Source organism: Providencia sp. UF-183 (assembly GCF_058246155.1).
This window is the reverse complement of record NZ_JBSICD010000016.1, coordinates 49,255-64,904: the sequence shown is the minus strand read 5'-3', so window position 1 is coordinate 64,904 and position 15,650 is coordinate 49,255. Positions and strand designations below refer to the sequence as shown.

17 protein-coding genes are annotated in these 15,650 nt (G+C 44.1%); 9 read left to right on the top strand and 8 right to left on the bottom strand.

All coding sequences use genetic code 11. The features are described from left to right. Positions 1-17 precede the first annotated feature (17 nt). The 5 genes from hpf to rnk all read left to right on the top strand — a co-directional run bounded on the left by hpf (position 18) and on the right by rnk (position 2,734). Entirely contained in the window at positions 18-305 is a 288-nt protein-coding gene (gene hpf / locus AC4IFT_RS15105) for a ribosome hibernation promoting factor (RefSeq protein ID WP_219244574.1), read from the top strand. Positions 306-399: 94 nt separating this feature from the next. Next, positions 400-867 (top strand): PTS IIA-like nitrogen regulatory protein PtsN, encoded by a 468-nt coding sequence (ptsN, locus tag AC4IFT_RS15100; RefSeq protein WP_353243663.1) that lies wholly within the window; start codon positions 400-402, stop codon positions 865-867. Positions 868-985: 118 nt separating this feature from the next. Then, on the top strand, positions 986-1,837 hold the full coding sequence (rapZ, locus tag AC4IFT_RS15095; protein ID WP_206083546.1) for an RNase adapter RapZ: 852 nt from the start codon (positions 986-988) through the stop codon (positions 1,835-1,837). Between the two features lie 5 nt (positions 1,838-1,842). After that, complete coding sequence (gene npr, locus AC4IFT_RS15090) at positions 1,843-2,133, top strand: PTS phosphocarrier protein NPr (protein ID WP_490733449.1); 291 nt, start codon at positions 1,843-1,845, stop codon at positions 2,131-2,133. Positions 2,134-2,323: 190 nt separating this feature from the next. Next, positions 2,324-2,734 (top strand): nucleoside diphosphate kinase regulator, encoded by a 411-nt coding sequence (rnk, locus tag AC4IFT_RS15085; RefSeq protein ID WP_219244577.1) that lies wholly within the window; start codon positions 2,324-2,326, stop codon positions 2,732-2,734. 127 nt (positions 2,735-2,861) lie between these two features. Here rnk and AC4IFT_RS15080 read toward each other — a convergent pair whose 3' ends face one another. Beyond that, positions 2,862-3,326, bottom strand: coding sequence for a helix-turn-helix domain-containing protein (locus AC4IFT_RS15080; protein ID WP_490751737.1), 465 nt, complete (start codon positions 3,324-3,326; stop codon positions 2,862-2,864). A gap of 203 nt (positions 3,327-3,529) precedes the next feature. Continuing rightward, positions 3,530-4,870, bottom strand: a complete 1,341-nt coding sequence (gene pmbA, locus AC4IFT_RS15075) for a metalloprotease PmbA (RefSeq protein WP_206083542.1) — start codon at positions 4,868-4,870, stop codon at positions 3,530-3,532. A gap of 179 nt (positions 4,871-5,049) precedes the next feature. Between pmbA and yjgA the strand changes: the two genes are divergently transcribed. The 4 genes from yjgA to AC4IFT_RS15055 all read left to right on the top strand — a co-directional run bounded on the left by yjgA (position 5,050) and on the right by AC4IFT_RS15055 (position 7,985). Beyond that, the gene (gene yjgA / locus AC4IFT_RS15070; RefSeq protein WP_219244580.1) at positions 5,050-5,595 is read left to right on the top strand and encodes a ribosome biogenesis factor YjgA; all 546 of its coding nucleotides are present in this window, start codon (positions 5,050-5,052) and stop codon (positions 5,593-5,595) included. A 158-nt stretch (positions 5,596-5,753) separates the two neighbouring features. After that, positions 5,754-5,987 carry a hypothetical protein gene (locus AC4IFT_RS15065; protein WP_490751736.1) on the top strand — a complete coding sequence of 78 codons (234 nt, stop codon included), beginning with the start codon at positions 5,754-5,756 and terminating at the stop codon, positions 5,985-5,987. Then, positions 5,984-6,307 carry a low molecular weight protein tyrosine phosphatase family protein gene (locus AC4IFT_RS15060; protein ID WP_490751734.1) on the top strand — a complete coding sequence of 108 codons (324 nt, stop codon included), beginning with the start codon at positions 5,984-5,986 and terminating at the stop codon, positions 6,305-6,307. The genes AC4IFT_RS15065 and AC4IFT_RS15060 overlap by 4 nt, the downstream gene beginning before the upstream one ends. A 91-nt stretch (positions 6,308-6,398) precedes the next feature. Further along, positions 6,399-7,985 carry a hypothetical protein gene (locus AC4IFT_RS15055; protein WP_490751733.1) on the top strand — a complete coding sequence of 529 codons (1,587 nt, stop codon included), beginning with the start codon at positions 6,399-6,401 and terminating at the stop codon, positions 7,983-7,985. Between the two features lie 41 nt (positions 7,986-8,026). On the opposite strand, the gene AC4IFT_RS15050 is transcribed toward AC4IFT_RS15055, so the two are convergent. The 6 genes from AC4IFT_RS15050 to yhdP form a co-directional block, all read right to left on the bottom strand. Beyond that, positions 8,027-8,614 carry an RBBP9/YdeN family alpha/beta hydrolase gene (locus tag AC4IFT_RS15050; RefSeq protein WP_490751732.1) on the bottom strand — a complete coding sequence of 196 codons (588 nt, stop codon included), beginning with the start codon at positions 8,612-8,614 and terminating at the stop codon, positions 8,027-8,029. Positions 8,615-8,673: 59 nt separating this feature from the next. Beyond that, complete coding sequence (locus tag AC4IFT_RS15045; RefSeq protein ID WP_490751730.1) at positions 8,674-8,961, bottom strand: barstar family protein; 288 nt, start codon at positions 8,959-8,961, stop codon at positions 8,674-8,676. Positions 8,962-8,974: 13 nt separating this feature from the next. Further along, positions 8,975-9,460 carry a ribonuclease domain-containing protein gene (locus AC4IFT_RS15040; RefSeq protein ID WP_490733462.1) on the bottom strand — a complete coding sequence of 162 codons (486 nt, stop codon included), beginning with the start codon at positions 9,458-9,460 and terminating at the stop codon, positions 8,975-8,977. An 86-nt stretch (positions 9,461-9,546) separates the two neighbouring features. Further along, complete coding sequence (gene tldD, locus AC4IFT_RS15035; RefSeq protein ID WP_490733464.1) at positions 9,547-10,992, bottom strand: metalloprotease TldD; 1,446 nt, start codon at positions 10,990-10,992, stop codon at positions 9,547-9,549. Between the two features lie 5 nt (positions 10,993-10,997). Beyond that, complete coding sequence (nit1, locus tag AC4IFT_RS15030) at positions 10,998-11,852, bottom strand: deaminated glutathione amidase (protein ID WP_490733466.1); 855 nt, start codon at positions 11,850-11,852, stop codon at positions 10,998-11,000. Further along, the gene (gene yhdP / locus AC4IFT_RS15025; protein WP_490751729.1) at positions 11,852-15,634 is read right to left on the bottom strand and encodes an AsmA2 domain-containing protein YhdP; all 3,783 of its coding nucleotides are present in this window, start codon (positions 15,632-15,634) and stop codon (positions 11,852-11,854) included. Before yhdP ends, nit1 begins: the two co-directional genes overlap by 1 nt. Between the last annotated feature and the right edge of the window lie 16 nt (positions 15,635-15,650).

Below are 15,650 nucleotides of genomic sequence, written 5' to 3'. Positions count from 1 at the left end.
AAAATAAGGAAGGTTGTATGGAATTTCAGATTACTGGACACAATATTGAAGTTACTCCAGCACTGCGTGAAACTGTTGAGAAAAAGCTCAGTAAATTAGGGCAATTGTTCGACCGTATTAACAGTATCCAAGTCGTCCTGAAAGTTGAAAAAGTTCAGCAAATTGCTGAAGCAACCGTGCAAGTTAATGGAGCGGAGCTCCATGCATCAGCGGAAGAAAATGACATGTATGCCGCTATCGATTTACTGGTAGACAAACTGTCACGCCAATTAACCAAACATAAAGAAAAACTGAGACAACATTAATACATTGATGCGGCTTACTCGTTAAGCCAATGAATGTTTCAAACCAGATGGTGGCATACACCATCTGGTTTTGTAGTCCTAAGTGAACAATAAAATGAATAGTGATATAGAAATCCAGTTAAACGACGTTTTATCATCAGCCTGTACACGTAATAATATTGTGTGCACCAGTAAAAAAAGAGCCCTAGAAATTATTAGTGAGCTGGCTGCCGTTGAATTGGAATTACCTGAAAATACGGTATTTGAAGCGTTATTAACCAGAGAAAAAGTCGGTACTACAGGCATTGGCGGTGGAATTGCAATTCCTCATGGCAAGCTCGATGAAAGCGAAAGTTCTCGCGCAGTCGGCGTGTTTTTGCATTTAGAAGAACCTATTGCCTTTGATGCGATTGATAATCAGCCTGTTGACCTGCTTTTTGCCTTACTCGTGCCATCAGACCAATGTAAAACGCACTTACACACGTTGTCGCTTATCGCCAAAAAACTGGCTGATAAAACATTCTGTAAGCGTCTACGCTGCGCGCAAAGCGATGATGAGCTTTATCGTATTATTACAGAGTAAGTGATAATTTATGTGTCTTGCTATAGCCTAATGATATTGTTATGGTTTCTATCGTTAGAAATAACAAAACACAGTTTATTAAGACATACATCATTAGGAAACGAAAGGGAGTAAGCTCATGGTGCTGATGATTGTCAGCGGCCGTTCCGGTTCGGGGAAATCCGTTGCCTTACGTGCGCTGGAAGATATGGGTTTCTATTGCGTGGATAACCTACCGGTTGTGTTATTACCGGAGTTAGCAAATTCACTCGCTGATCGTAATATCTCAGCAGCGGTGAGCATTGACGTGCGTAATATGCCCGACAATCCAGAAGTGTTTGAAGAAGCAATTGATAAACTACCTGCAAGCTTCTCTCCACAACTTTTATTTCTGGATGCTGATCGCAACACTCTGATCCGCCGTTACAGTGATACTCGTAGGTTACACCCACTTTCAAGTAAGAACCTTTCTCTTGAAAGTGCCATTGATGAAGAAAATGAGCTTCTTGAGCCACTACGCTCACGGGCAGACTTAGTCATCGATACCTCTGAAATGTCTGTTCATGAGCTAGCAGAAATGCTCAGAACCCGTTTAATGGGTAAACGCGAACGTGAACTGACTATGGTGTTTGAGTCCTTCGGCTTCAAACACGGTATTCCTATTGATGCAGACTATGTTTTTGATGTGCGCTTTTTACCCAATCCACACTGGGACCCAAAACTGCGCCCAATGACAGGCCTTGATCGCCCTGTCGCTGCATTCTTGGATAGGCATACTGAAGTTCATAACTTTATCTACCAAACCCGTAGCTATTTAGAGTTATGGCTGCCGATGTTAGAAACCAACAACCGTAGCTACTTAACTGTCGCAATTGGCTGTACTGGGGGTAAACACCGTTCTGTCTATGTTGCCGAACAACTTGCTGACTATTTCCGTTCCCGTGGCAAAAACGTGCAATCGCGCCACCGGACGCTCGAAAAACGCAAGTAGCTGAAATGACGGTAAAAGCCACAATAACACTGAAAAATCGCCTTGGTATGCATGCCAGACCGGCCATGTTACTTTATGATTTAGTTCAACAATTTAACTCTAAGGTTATTTTGCGCAATAATAGCCAAATTGAGGCTGAGGCTGATAGCGTTATTGCAATGTTGATGTTAGACTCGGAACAAGGCAGTAAAATTGATATTGAGGTTAGTGGCACAGATGAAAATCAGGCATTAGCCGCCATTGTTAACCTGTTCGAGAGTGGGTTTGATGAGCTTGATGAGCTCAAAAAAGAATAACCTACTTCAGCCTAACAATAAAAATATCAATATGCGTATTTTTACAAAGGCAGGCTTGGAGATCGTGATCCTGATCTCTTCCCTTTAAAGCGCATAGCGCCTAATATTTTAATCAAATTTTATTTATAGCGACACCCCCTACCTTCTGGGTGGGGGGTGTTTGCTTTGTACGTCTCTATTGGAGTGTGGTATGACAAAGCCAACAATTATTATCAATGATTTAGATGCTGAACGCTTAGATGCACTGATGGAACAGCCGGCTTACGCAGGTACCCCTGTTGCCGAAGCGCTCAATGATGAACTTGACCGTGCAGACATTCTTAGCCCACAAGAAATCCCTGCTGATGTGGTCACAATGAACAGTACCGTCCGCTTTTTAGACCTCATTAGCAACGAAGAGCGCACGCGTACACTCGTTTACCCTGCTTCGCTAAAAGATAGCGCAGAACAGTTATCTGTTATGGCGCCTATCGGTGCAGCGCTATTAGGCATGCACACGGGTGACGAAATTAGTTGGGAACTGCCAAACGGTGTGCAAACACGTGTTCGTGTTCTTGAAATCGTCTATCAGCCTGAAGCGGCTGGCGAATTTCACCGTTAATTTCGACTTGCTGAATTAAGGATGGCTTAGCGAAAAAAGTTTTATTGAGAAACTCAGGCAAGTCTTCTGGCATATTCAGGCACTCATTGAGTGCCTTTTTTGTACCTAGTTATCTTGATAGATGAAGCTACGGTTTTTTCGTTATACGCAATAGCCTTTTGTGTTGCCACTGACGAAAAAATTTATCCAATAAAAAGAGCCTAATCGCCTTTATCGCTAATAACCCACCCCAAATAGACATCACCCAAATTGGCCAATGACGTTCTGGGGTATAAACAAAGTTAACGATATACAATACAGAGCACACCGCAATCGCAATGATGATGTTTTTGAGTAGCTTAGCCTCATCATTAACCCGCTTTTTCGCCTCTTCTATGCGGCTATCCAGCTCACTACTTTCGAGTAAAGGCTCAGAAGTTAGCTCTGATGCACTCACATTAAAAACGGATGCGAGCGCACTCAGTGTTTCTAAACTTGGCACTTCATTATTTTCAATGCGTTGAATCGTTCTTGTACTTAGCGATGACAATTGAGCAAGTTGCTCTTGCGACCAAGCTCTTGCCAATCTGAGCTGTTTGACTTTGTTTTCCATAATAACCTACCTTAGACCTCGCAATCTTCGTGTATGGCTATACTGTCAACTCAATAGAGTTTTGACCACGACGCCTTAGCGACAGAGAAACGACAATAACATGACAGTTTATAAATCAATAAATTAGATAATATTATCATCAAGTAAAAACGCCTAATAAAATATATTAGGCGCTTAAAGTTGTTCGTTTGACAGGGAAAGCGTTACTCCCCCGCAATACTCATTTCAGGGATCAACACAGACCCACACTGAATATTACTACGAGTTTCAATATCATCAGCAATAGTGACCATATTGGCCCACATATCTTTTAGATTGCCTGCGATAGTAATTTCGCTAACAGGGTATTGGATTTCGCCATTTTCAACCCAAAAGCCTGATGCACCACGAGAGTAATCCCCCGTAATACCGCTTACACCTTGGCCCATTAACTCAGTAACAACTAAACCAGTTCCCATTTGTTTGAGCAATGCATCAAAAGAAAGCCCTTGCCCAGCGATACGCCAGTTATGAATTCCCCCCGCGTGGCCTGTGCTCTGTAAGCCCAGTTTGCGAGCAGAATAGCTGGTCATTAGCCACGTTTGCAGAACGCCATCTTCTACGATATTACGCTCAGTTGTGCGTACACCTTCGCTATCGAAAGGAGAAGAGGCTAAACCGCCGATTAAATGCGGCTGCTCATTAATGGTTAACCAGCTTGGTAAAATTTGTTTGCCGAGGCTGTCTAATAAAAATGACGATTTACGGTAAATGCTGCTGCCGCTGATCGCCCCAACAAGGTGACCAAACAGCCCTGTCGCGACTTCTGAGGCAAAAATCACGGGAGCTTTCATGGTTGGCAGTTTTCTTGGGGATAAACGCGCTAGCGTACGGCGTGCACATTCTTGACCAACCCACTCAGGGGATTTCAATGCATCCACACTGCGACCAATGGTGTAAGCGTAGTCACGTTCCATATCGCCATTGTGTTCTGCAATCACACAGCTCGACATAGAATAGCGGCTTGAGCAATAGCTTTGCAGCATGCCATGGGAGTTACCAAACACACGCACGCCGTAGTGGCCATTAAAGCTACCGCCTTCGGTGTTTACAATACGCGAGTCCGCATTTAACGCTGACATTTCTGCAATAGACGCTAAGCGAATGGCTTCTTCAGGGGACAGCGCTGTCGCTTGGAATAATTTAAGATCAGGCGCTTCAAACGCCAGTAATGATTTTTCCGCAGGGCCCGCACACGGGTCTTCAGAGGTATAATTCGCAATATCGATAGCAGCTTGAACAGTGCGCTCAATGGCTTCTGGGCTTAAATCTGTTGAAGATGCGCTACCTTTACGCTGTTGGTGGTAAACAGTGATACCTAACGCGCCATCACTGTTAAATTCCACATTTTCAACTTCACCTTGACGGGTGCTGACGCTGATCCCCGTGCTTTTATTCACCGCCACTTCCGCGGCATCACAACGTGATTTGGCAAATTCTAATGCGTGCGCAACTGCATCTTCGAGTTTTTTACGTTGTTCTGTGACTTGTTCGGTTACACTCATGCATTCAATCCAATAATGTGGGGAAAATGTTTTTCTGCCCTAACATGCAAATGCTAGGTAGTCATAAAGGGGTTTTCCCAGTTACAATAGATAATAGTCAAATGTTAACACTCACAACGCAGTAAATCATATTAATTACGCGTAATTTCACTACTGTGTTTGGAAAAAGGAAAATCGATATGGCCAAACAGCCTGATGACTGGCTGGATGACATCCCAGCGCCGCAAGACGAAGAAGACGAGGAGATCATTTGGGTCAGCAAAAGCGAAATTAAACGCGATGCTGAGATCCTCAAAAAACTGGGGGCTGAACTCGTTGATTTAAGTAAAAGCGAGCTTGAACGTATTCCATTGGACACTCAACTACTTGAGGCCATTGAGCTTGCTCAGAAAATCAAACGTGAAGGTCGCCGTCGACAATTACAGCTTATCGGTAAATTATTGCGTTCACGTGAAGTGGAACCGATTACCGAAGCCCTTGATAAACTGAAAAACCGCCATAACCAGCAAATCGTCATTCTGCATAAATTGGAAGATTTACGCACCCGTTTACTGGAAGGGGGTGATGATGTGATTGAAGAAGTGGTTACGTTGTTCCCAACAACAGACAGACAACAGCTGCGCGCCCTTGTGCGTAATGCGAAAAAAGAACGTGAAGGCAACAAGCCGCCAAAAGCGTATCGTCAAATATTCCAATATTTGAAAGACCAGTCTGAAATCGCCTAATCGTTTTCCCCTACGCCTATTTTGGGGCGCTAGGGGAAAATCCTAAAAAGCATCCCTTCCATTGATACCCCGTGTAAAGCGGCGTACTATTCGCCTGTTAGTCATACTCTGACCCGTATTATCGCGGCTGCTGAACCCCGATAAATTATGAGGAAGATATGGATAATACTCGAAATAGAGCATGGCGCAGAGCCCAAGCTCGTACCAATAAATCACGTGATCAACTGAACGCTCGCCTTGTCGACTGTTATGCGCCAGAAAAAAACTGGAAGCAAATGTATGGGCGCAGTGAAAAAATGATCCGCGCAGCTCAACTTGGCATGGCCTACCCGCAAGTAAGCAGTGCCAAACTGGTGCGTAATAGCCTTGATGAGGCACAAAACGATCAGTGAATATTTTATTCATTTGCAGTAAAAATCAATGGCGTAGCCCAACCGCTGAACAGATCTGGCGCAATCATGCAAGCTGGGTCACCCGTTCAGCGGGAACAAGCCGCCACGCGAAACGCCCCATCAATGCCGATTTAATCCGTTGGGCGGATGTGATTTTTGTGATGGAACAAAAACATAAAAACCACCTTAAAGCCGATTTTGCACGGCTACTAGAGCACAAACCCCTTCATGTTTTGGACATTCCTGATGATTATCAGTATATGGACCCTGAACTGATCGCCCTATTGGAAGATTGTGTTCCTGGTTATCTTTCTCTTTGAGAAAAATTCAAACATGACTCTCAAACGCTAAGTGGTTTAATCTATATTTCATCCCTTCAGAAATAATAAAAGCAAAAGGATAGTAACAAAAATGAAAAAATGGTTATCCTCAATCTTTGGACAGAAACAATCTGGTTACCCAGTTGTATGGGATGCAAGTAAAATATCGATTTACCAACAGTTAAGCTCATGGCAAGAAGAACTGACTCCATTGCCCGAATCACTCTCAGAGCTCCCAGATTCAACAGACAATGATGATACTGAAATTCGTTGGGCGAATGGCGCAGAAGATGGTGTATTAGGACATCATGGTTCAGGGCAAAGTGAAACGGATATTGACACGCTATACTTGCTTTTGAAACCTGCGGTTGAAAAAGGGGATAAAACCTCTGTTCTCCAGTTTTATCAGTATGCGGCACAAAATACGCCTATTTCATATATTGATGATTTTCTTGAACTGATTGTTAAACAACAAGATATCTCAGCCATAAAATTAGCCGAGTTTACTGATTGGTTGCTATACCATAGCCCTGACCGAAATATCGTTAAACTCGCAATGGCATTAACGATTTTCTTCCCAAGCCTCGAACGGTTAAATACCTTGTACTGCCTCGCCGCCCACGATGAGTTGACGCTTTATGCCATTTTCCCTGTACATGCCATGATTGAATCACCAGATGAATATGAAGCTATGTGGCTAAAAATGGCGAAACGAGTTGAAGGTTGGGGGCGTGTGCAGCTCATAGAGCGGATGCCAACCCCCTTAAACGAAGAAACCCGTCAGTGGATGCTTTTAACAGGCTATAAAAATGACGTAATGCCAGAGTACACCGCTTGGAACTGTGCAACCCATGCTCACCTTAGTGATGCACTTGAAATGCGAGTAGATAGCACATTATTAGCCGCAGCAACCGATATTCTTCAAGCACTGCTAAATGGAGGTCCTGCACGTGATATTCATGACTACGAGGATGCATCTCGTTGCTGCTTTAACTATTTGAAGCAAGTATCGCAGCACGACTATTTATTAGCTTATTACTTTACTGTGCAGCATATACATGAGTTTTTCAGCGAAAACCAAGAACACTATGATAATAGTAATGAGATTATTGCATTGTCTAAATCTATTCTCGATAGTCCCGATTGGAAAAACCTCATCAAACAAGGCCTAGATAGCTCAGATTGTGCCGTTTTTAGCGAAGCTATTTATGTTGCGAAATCACGAGGGCAAGAGGTGTTTTCATTTCTCTATGAAAAACAATTAGCCAATGTAGAAAGTGATTTATGGTTTGAGTTGATGAAGACCGAGGATAACGAGCAAGCCGAGCGAGTCATTAAACTTGCTGAACAGCAATTAGATTTAAATAAAATATCATCTGGTCCAGAAGATATTCTTGGTATTGGTCCTAAGTATCAACAACATGGCAAACTGGATTTTCTACTCCAAGAATTACACCGATTCCCCGGACAAGGCTTACCACTCATTCAATGTGCATTGCAAAGCCCTGTTGTACGTAACCGTAATATGGCACTAAAAGCACTATTTAGCTGGGAACGAAAGACTTGGCCTATTGATTTAGAAGCATTTTTAACTTGTTGCCACGATAATGAGCCGAATAAGGAAACTAAACAATTATTCGATTCATTATTAAAAGGCCAACCATTCGATAATAATTAATGAGATAATTGGGCAGGCGTCCCCAACCTGCCCTCACATCCTTAACCAAACTGCTGTTTAATTACCTCAAGCAAGGTGGGAAACGCCGTATAGCCTTCTCTGTCGAGGAAATGCCCTGCATTCTCTTCTAAAATAACCTGCGTATTTAACGCTTCTGCCAGCGCTTTTGATGACGATGGTGAGACAATCTCATCATTGGTGGATATGATTGAAATACGCTTATCGGCGATGTCAATTAATGCAGTATGGTCGAGTGGACTTAAGGTATGACTACGCAGCTCAGGTAGCGTCTGTTGCTCTTCATCAAAACCAGACACTAAAATATACCCCTTAACAGCTTGCTGCTTATTTTGTAAAAAACGCAATGCGGTAACGCAGCCAAGACTATGACCAATCAGAACGGACTCTTCATCAATATCAAAAGGAAGCTGTTGCAAGCGCTGCTGCCATTTTTCTGGATCTGGGGATAAAGCATCTGGCATTTCTGGCACGTCCACTTGCGCACCAAGGGCTTCAAGCTGGCTTTTTAGCCACGGAAACCAGTTTTTTTCGGGAGAAGCTGTATAGCCATGGATAATAACGAATTTTTGATTTTTTAGTGGCTGTAACGCCGAAGTGAAGTGGCTCATCCTAGAATTCCTATCAACTCAGTTGTCTTGCTTAGACTGTACCATGAGTGATAGGGTGATCAGTTAGAGCTTTTTGTTATATCTAACGCAAAAACAAATTCTTCTTCCCACATGTCTTGTGCATCATTCATCACATCAATAACATCGGCAAATTCGATGCGTTGTTCTGCACTCATATGGCTAAAAATAATGGTTACGGGAAGCTCAATGCCTGCGGAAACCATGTCCCACAAAGCATCGAGATTATGGCCAAACCAATCTGGAAGCGAAAATTGCTGAGCAAATTGCTGATAAAAATCATTCAATGTGTTTATCTGGCGAAAATCAAAGATCACCTGTTTGCTCATCGCTACGTTTCCTTTAATTGACTTGTTTAAAGCTCTTATAATGGTCGTGAGTTACAAAAATCATCCCATCTGAAGAGTATAGCAAACGATCGGCCCCACGGTGCCCACAACGGTAGTTGATATCCGCTTCAAACCATTGGCGATTATCTGCGATAGGCAACGATTTTTCACGATTCGAAAAACGATCGCCCCCAATAGCCCGCTTTGGTAACACATCGCAAAGGTTGCCTTTTTTGGCATCCCAACCGGCTTGCCTCGCCTCTTTTTTCGTTATGTAAAATGCAGGAAGTTTTTGGTATTTCTGCATATAACTAACGACATTCTGTTGCTCAGTCAGTTGGTCAATGGTTTTTGACTGGGCATTTTCTTGAGTGATTGTTTGTTCAGAAGCCGCAGGTTTGTCTGCCTGTGGTTTATCTTGAACATCGCCACCGCGAAAATACAGGCTCAGCACAATCAAAATAGCCATCAATACTAGTGATATGACTCTTTTATTCATTTAGTACCTTCATTATGACAATAACGGCAACCCATGCTTTCGCAAAGGCTGCCGTTTAACTCGCTATTGCGTGGAAGATCGCAAAATTATGCAGTACCGCCTACCGTCATTTTGTCCAATTTCAACGTTGGCTGACCAACGCCTACAGGCACGCTTTGGCCTTCTTTACCACATACACCCACGCCTTTGTCTAATGCAAGGTCATTACCCACCATGGAAATTTGCTGCATCGCCTCAACACCAGAGCCAATCAGTGTTGCCCCTTTCACTGGCGATGTGATTTTCCCATTTTCAATCAAGTAGGCTTCAGAGGTTGAAAATACAAATTTACCCGAGGTGATATCAACCTGACCACCACCAAAGTTTGGTGCGTAAATGCCTTTATCGACGCTAGCAATGATTTCTTCTGGTGTTGAAGAGCCTGCAAGCATGTAAGTGTTCGTCATACGCGGCATTGGCAGGTGCGCATAAGATTCACGACGTGCATTACCTGTCGGGGAAACTCCCATCAGGCGTGCATTCAGTTTATCTTGAATATAATTACGCAAAATACCATTTTCTATTAGAACGTTATATTGCCCCGGTACCCCTTCATCATCGACAGCAAGGGAGCCACGACGACCTGCGATCGTCCCATCATCCACCACGGTACACAGTGGTGAAGCTACCTGCTCGCCCATTTGCCCAGAGAATACAGATGTACCACGGCGGTTGAAATCACCTTCAAGGCCATGACCAACGGCTTCGTGCAACAATACGCCCGGCCAACCCGCACCTAATACTACAGGCATCATACCCGCAGGGGCAGCAATGGCAGATAAATTCACCAGCGCCATACGTACAGCTTCGCGGGCATACTGCTCAGCCACGATTTGACCTTGGTGAATTTCTAAGAAATATTCATAACCATAACGACCACCGCCGCCACTGGCACCGCGTTCACGTTTGCCGTCATGTTCAACTAATACACTCACGGAAAGGCGTACTAACGGGCGAATATCTGCTGCTAATGTGCCGTCGGTTGCAGCAACTAGCACTTGCTCGTAAACCCCCGTTAAACTTGCGTTCACTTCGATAACACGCGGGTCTTCGGCGCGCGCGACTTGGTCGACACGGTGCAATAAATCAATTTTTTGTTCGCGAGATAAGCTCTGTAACGGGTCGGCTACAGAATACAATTTTTTGTACTCAACATTGCTTAAGACACGTGATTTACCAGAGCCTTGTTCGTTCACAATGCTTCGTGCTGCGGTCGCGCTTTGCACTAGCGCTTGCAGTGAAATTTGGTCTGCATAAGCAAACCCTGTTTTTTCACCACATACCGCTCTTACACCAACACCTTGGTCAATATTGTAAGAGCCATCTTTGATTATTCTATCTTCAAGCACCCAAGATTCATGGAAACTTGATTGGAAAAACAGATCCGCGTAATCCAGATGGCGCTCAGATAATAACCCTAAAATGTCATACAGATTTTCTTGCCCAAGGCGGTTGGCGGCCAGCAAATGTTCGCTGACAGAAGCTAAACTCATATTCGTTACTCTTTGGTTGCGTCTTTTTTAATCAGAGAGGTCAGTTGCGGTCTGAAGCGGTTATGTTTTACCACTCGAATTTGCTCACGCATGACACTCAAGCTGTCTGTTTTGATATTCAATACTGTCGATGCCACTGCATCCACATTCTTTTTCATCACTTTACCCCAGCCATCAACAGCAAGGCTATGGCCCCACGTGCGGCGGGTTCCATGCACACCCACTTGAGCAGGTGCCAAAATATAGCATTGGTTTTCAATCGCACGGGCACGCAGTAATGGCTCCCAGTGCGCCTGACCAGTGTAGCGGGTAAATGCGGCTGGAACAGAGATAATTTCTGCGCCTTGTTCTCTCAGTGCTTGGAATAAGCCAGGAAAACGCAAATCATAGCAAATCGTCATCCCTAAGCGACCAACTGGGGTATCCACCACAGTGATATGTTCACCACGTTGATAAATGACTGATTCGTTATAATTTCCTTGCTCGTCTTCAATATTCACATCAAACATATGAATTTTATCATAGCGAGCTTTGATATTACCTTCGGAATCAAATAATAAGCTGCTGCTTGTAATACGTTCAGGATCTTCACGGCTGATCATCGGCATCGACCCAACGAGGATCCACACATTATACCGTTTCGCCATAGCGCTAATAGCGTCTTGCAGAGGGCCTTTCCCTTGGGTCTCAGCTTGTTTACGGTAAGTCGCCGCATCGGCAAAGAGCAATGCATTTTCAGGTGTCAAAACTAACTGAACAGTCTCTGGCAACTGTTTGATTTGCTGCTCTATTTGCGCCAAATTGTGCTTAGTATTATTTCCGCTACATAACTGCAAAAGTGCAACGTTACCATTTTTCATTACTCTTGAGTCTCCTTTAGTTGACGTAATACTTCATCAATTTTTGGCTCGTCCAAGCTACCTGTTACGCGATAACGAATCACAGAAACTTTACTCCATAATGGACCGAGCACTTTTGTTGCCGCGAATACCGCAGCACCAGCAAATGGGTTGACGACAAACGCGGTTGCTACTCCTACTGTAGCAGAAATTTCAGGTGTAATGACCGCTTCTAAGTTAATTTGACGTTTAACAAGGTCAACCTCACCATTTAAAGCAATATCCGCAACTAAGCCGTCCACAACCGTGTTTTTAGATGTCATCACACCGTTATGCAAAGTCGCATCACCTTTAATTGAGTCAAAATCGAAATCGTTGTTAAATGTATCGCGAAAATCGAACTGTAGCTTACGCAACAAGGCATCGAAACTGACTAAGCGCAGGATCTGCCCTGCACGCCCACCGCCCATTTTTGCGATGGCCCCTTTACCCAGTTTCGCCGATAGCTTGCCGTTTAATGAAGCAATGTCTGGTGACCAAGGTAGATTGGCCCAGTCTAAATTAAATTCTATCGTATACGGGGACTCAATAATGGGCACCAACATACCGAAATAAGCCGCGCTTTCATCGAAAGCTTCCCCCGTTAAGGAACCCGCCACTTCAGTTTTATTGCCGTTACCACTGTGCCAGATAGCATCCAATTTTAGCTGCATGGCACTATTGTTTAACGTGCCGTCGATCAGTTGCAGTGAGTCGCCTTTCGGAATGATATTTGCGCTAATCTCACCCAGTTTTTGTCCTGCAATCCAACACTCTTTACAGGTTATATTTAATTGCGGCCATTGGCTGAAGTCAACGCGCTCAGAGCCTGTTGTGCTGTCCGCCGTTGAACTTGGGTTGTAATACAAGTAATCAACCGCCACTTTCCAAGGCTGTTTTGCATAGATTTGTAGCGAGCCTTTTAGGTTTTCGCTATCCACACTAACCACTTGCTCATCACGTTGTAAATCATAGGAAAAGTTTAAATCTTTCCAGTACTGCCCGCCCAAATAAATGGAGGCGAGTTTAACCTCAAGCACTTCAGGAAGGCGAATATTGGCTCCACCTTGGCGGCTATTTGATGAAACGAGCAACCCTGCGAGTTTGTCCCAATCCATGGCCTTAACGGGAGGAAGTGAAACAACCATCGCGGCATTTTTCGGTAATTCTGGAACTTGATTTTGCCATGGGGCAACATGCGCTTTAAGTAACCTTAATGGTTTATCGCTTAAGTTCCATTGGGTATTAAAGCCAAGGCGCTTGCCAATATCACCACCGATAGTCAGTTGCTCAGTATCGCCTTTCGCTTGAACGTTAATTTGCCCCAACTCTGCTAACAATTCACTGTTTAGGGCTGGTAACTGGCTTTTTAGCTGCTTAAGGCCTGCGGTAACATCAATTTGTAAGCCCACTTTTGCTTTCGCTGAGTCAGGTAAGTTAATCGAGACATGGCCTTTCCAATCACTGGTACCCGATACTTTCTGTTTGATTTCATCGGGGAGCATCGCCAGTTTATTCAGCGCCCAATTTCCTGCGATATTCACATCAACCTGATAATCTTTCGAACCAGTCAGCGTCGTAAAATCAACCGAGATAGGTTGCCCAAACCACTGCCCCTGTAACTTATCACCGACCAAGTCGCCATTATTAAAGCTAAAACTGCCCGTTAAAGACGAGATAGTGCTATCAATTGGCTGAATGAATAAATCATTTTTATTAAGGTTAACCTTCCCTTTTGCGACAACATCTTTCCCCGCACTTAACGGAATAGATAAACCAAGCTGCCCATTCACGGTGCCGCCAATTTGTAGCTCTTCCAAGGTGTCACCGATGGAATGCTTCATCGGTGTGTGTACAAAATATTGCTGAATTTGCTTTCCTGTGCCACTAATATCCGCATCGATATACAGCATCTCCTCGGTGTAATCACGGATAATCGCATCAAGGTTGGTTGCCGTGGCATCAGCCAGTTTGACCATTGGTGCATGCATGTACAGGCCTGCCCGCCGAAAATCTAAATCCATGTCCAAGTTGAGTAACGCCGGCCATTCGCTGTCATATTCGAAAGTGGCATCTTGCAGTGGCACATACACTTGGAATTGGCCATCATTATGGTCATACGGGAAATTGGCAGGGTCGCCTTTATACACCAATGTAGCGTTGTCAACTTTCCCTGCAATAATCGCTTTTGTCAGGTAGTCAGCAACATCTTGGCCCATTAATTTTTGCGGAAAATAACGCCATGCATCCCCGGCATCATCCAGTCGAATACCTGCCAAAATGGCTAAATCGGCATAGTTGCCTTTTTTGGCTTTGGCATAGCGAAATTCACCGTTCGCCCATAGAGATGTGGCTTGCACATCTAAGGCAGGGCTCCAAAGTTTAAATTCACTGTCGTTATCCGCCCAATACAGCTGCCCTTTTGCAGTGGAAATATTAAACGGCGCTTTAAATTCATCACGATAGTCAACTTTGCTGTCTTGCAGGTTGAAAGAGATACCACCACTTTGCATTCCCCCAATTAATACACCAGAGAAATGATCCACAGAAGGAAGCTCCTTCCATTTTTGCCAACTGACATCTTGCCAATCGACGCTAACTTGGAGAGATTCAGGCTTATTTTGTGTCGCATCTAGGGCAAATTCACTCACCACACCCGTGGGCTTGCGATGCTGCCAATCTTGCACCATATCTGGCGTAAGAAATGAAAATGTCGGCAAGACTTCACTTAAGCGCTCAAGCTCGATATTTTTTGCTCGAACACGCCAATGGTCGTTATCTTGGTATTTTTTCGATGCAGGCAGATACAGCACCGATACACTACCTTGCGGCCAAATAAATTCATTGGTTTTTAATGTATCAAGTTCAGGAATATTAAATAGCCAGCCATTTCCCTGCCTTTTCATGCGTAGCAGTAAATCATTAACTTGCAGATTTTGGGTTAGCTCGCCCTCCCCCCAGTTAGCTTCCCCTTGGCGCAACTGGATCAACCCACTTTCAATACGATTGTCTTTTAAACTGATCCATGAGGACAAACTAAAGTTAGCATCACGCAATGAGGTATTGTCACGTAGCCAGCGGCTTAGCCAAGGCTGCATATCAATATTGTCCGCTTGAAGGTAAAAAATACCATCACTCAGCACACCATTTTTATCTGACACATCCAGTTTAACTTGCAGATAGCCATGCTGTTTATTGATGGTTTCAAGGCTAACAAAGCCTTGCGCACGGTGACGTTCATTTTCATTTAGCCAAGAAAGTTCTGGCAGAATTAACGTGGTTTTTTGCTCTGAGGGGGTAAGGAAAGTCAGTTGACTATCTTTTAACGTAAAATGGTCAAATTGACGTAAAAACAAATCTTCAACGCCATCTAATGACTCACCTTCGCCAGAGCCTTCAAACGAGAAAGGGACTTTGTAATCAACATTCAGCTGGTAGAAAGTCAGGTCGCGAAAGCGCCAGCGTAGGGAAAACAATGAGTTCCAGATATCGAGTTCAAGATGAATTTGCTTAGCGCTAACATCCGTTGTGTCACTTTGCAACGTGACATCGGATAGCGTAAGAACGGGGCCAAAATAGCGCCATGCCCCTTCCATCTCGCCTATCTGAACCGAAACATCTGCCTTTTTTTCGATATAAGCAATAAGATCGGGGCGATAGCTATCAATATTCGGTAGAAGGAAACGCAGCCCTGTCAGCACCAGCGCGCACAGCAATAAAATAACCGCAGTGGTCACCAGTACTACACGTGGCAGTCGTTTCACTCACTTCTCCTTTAAG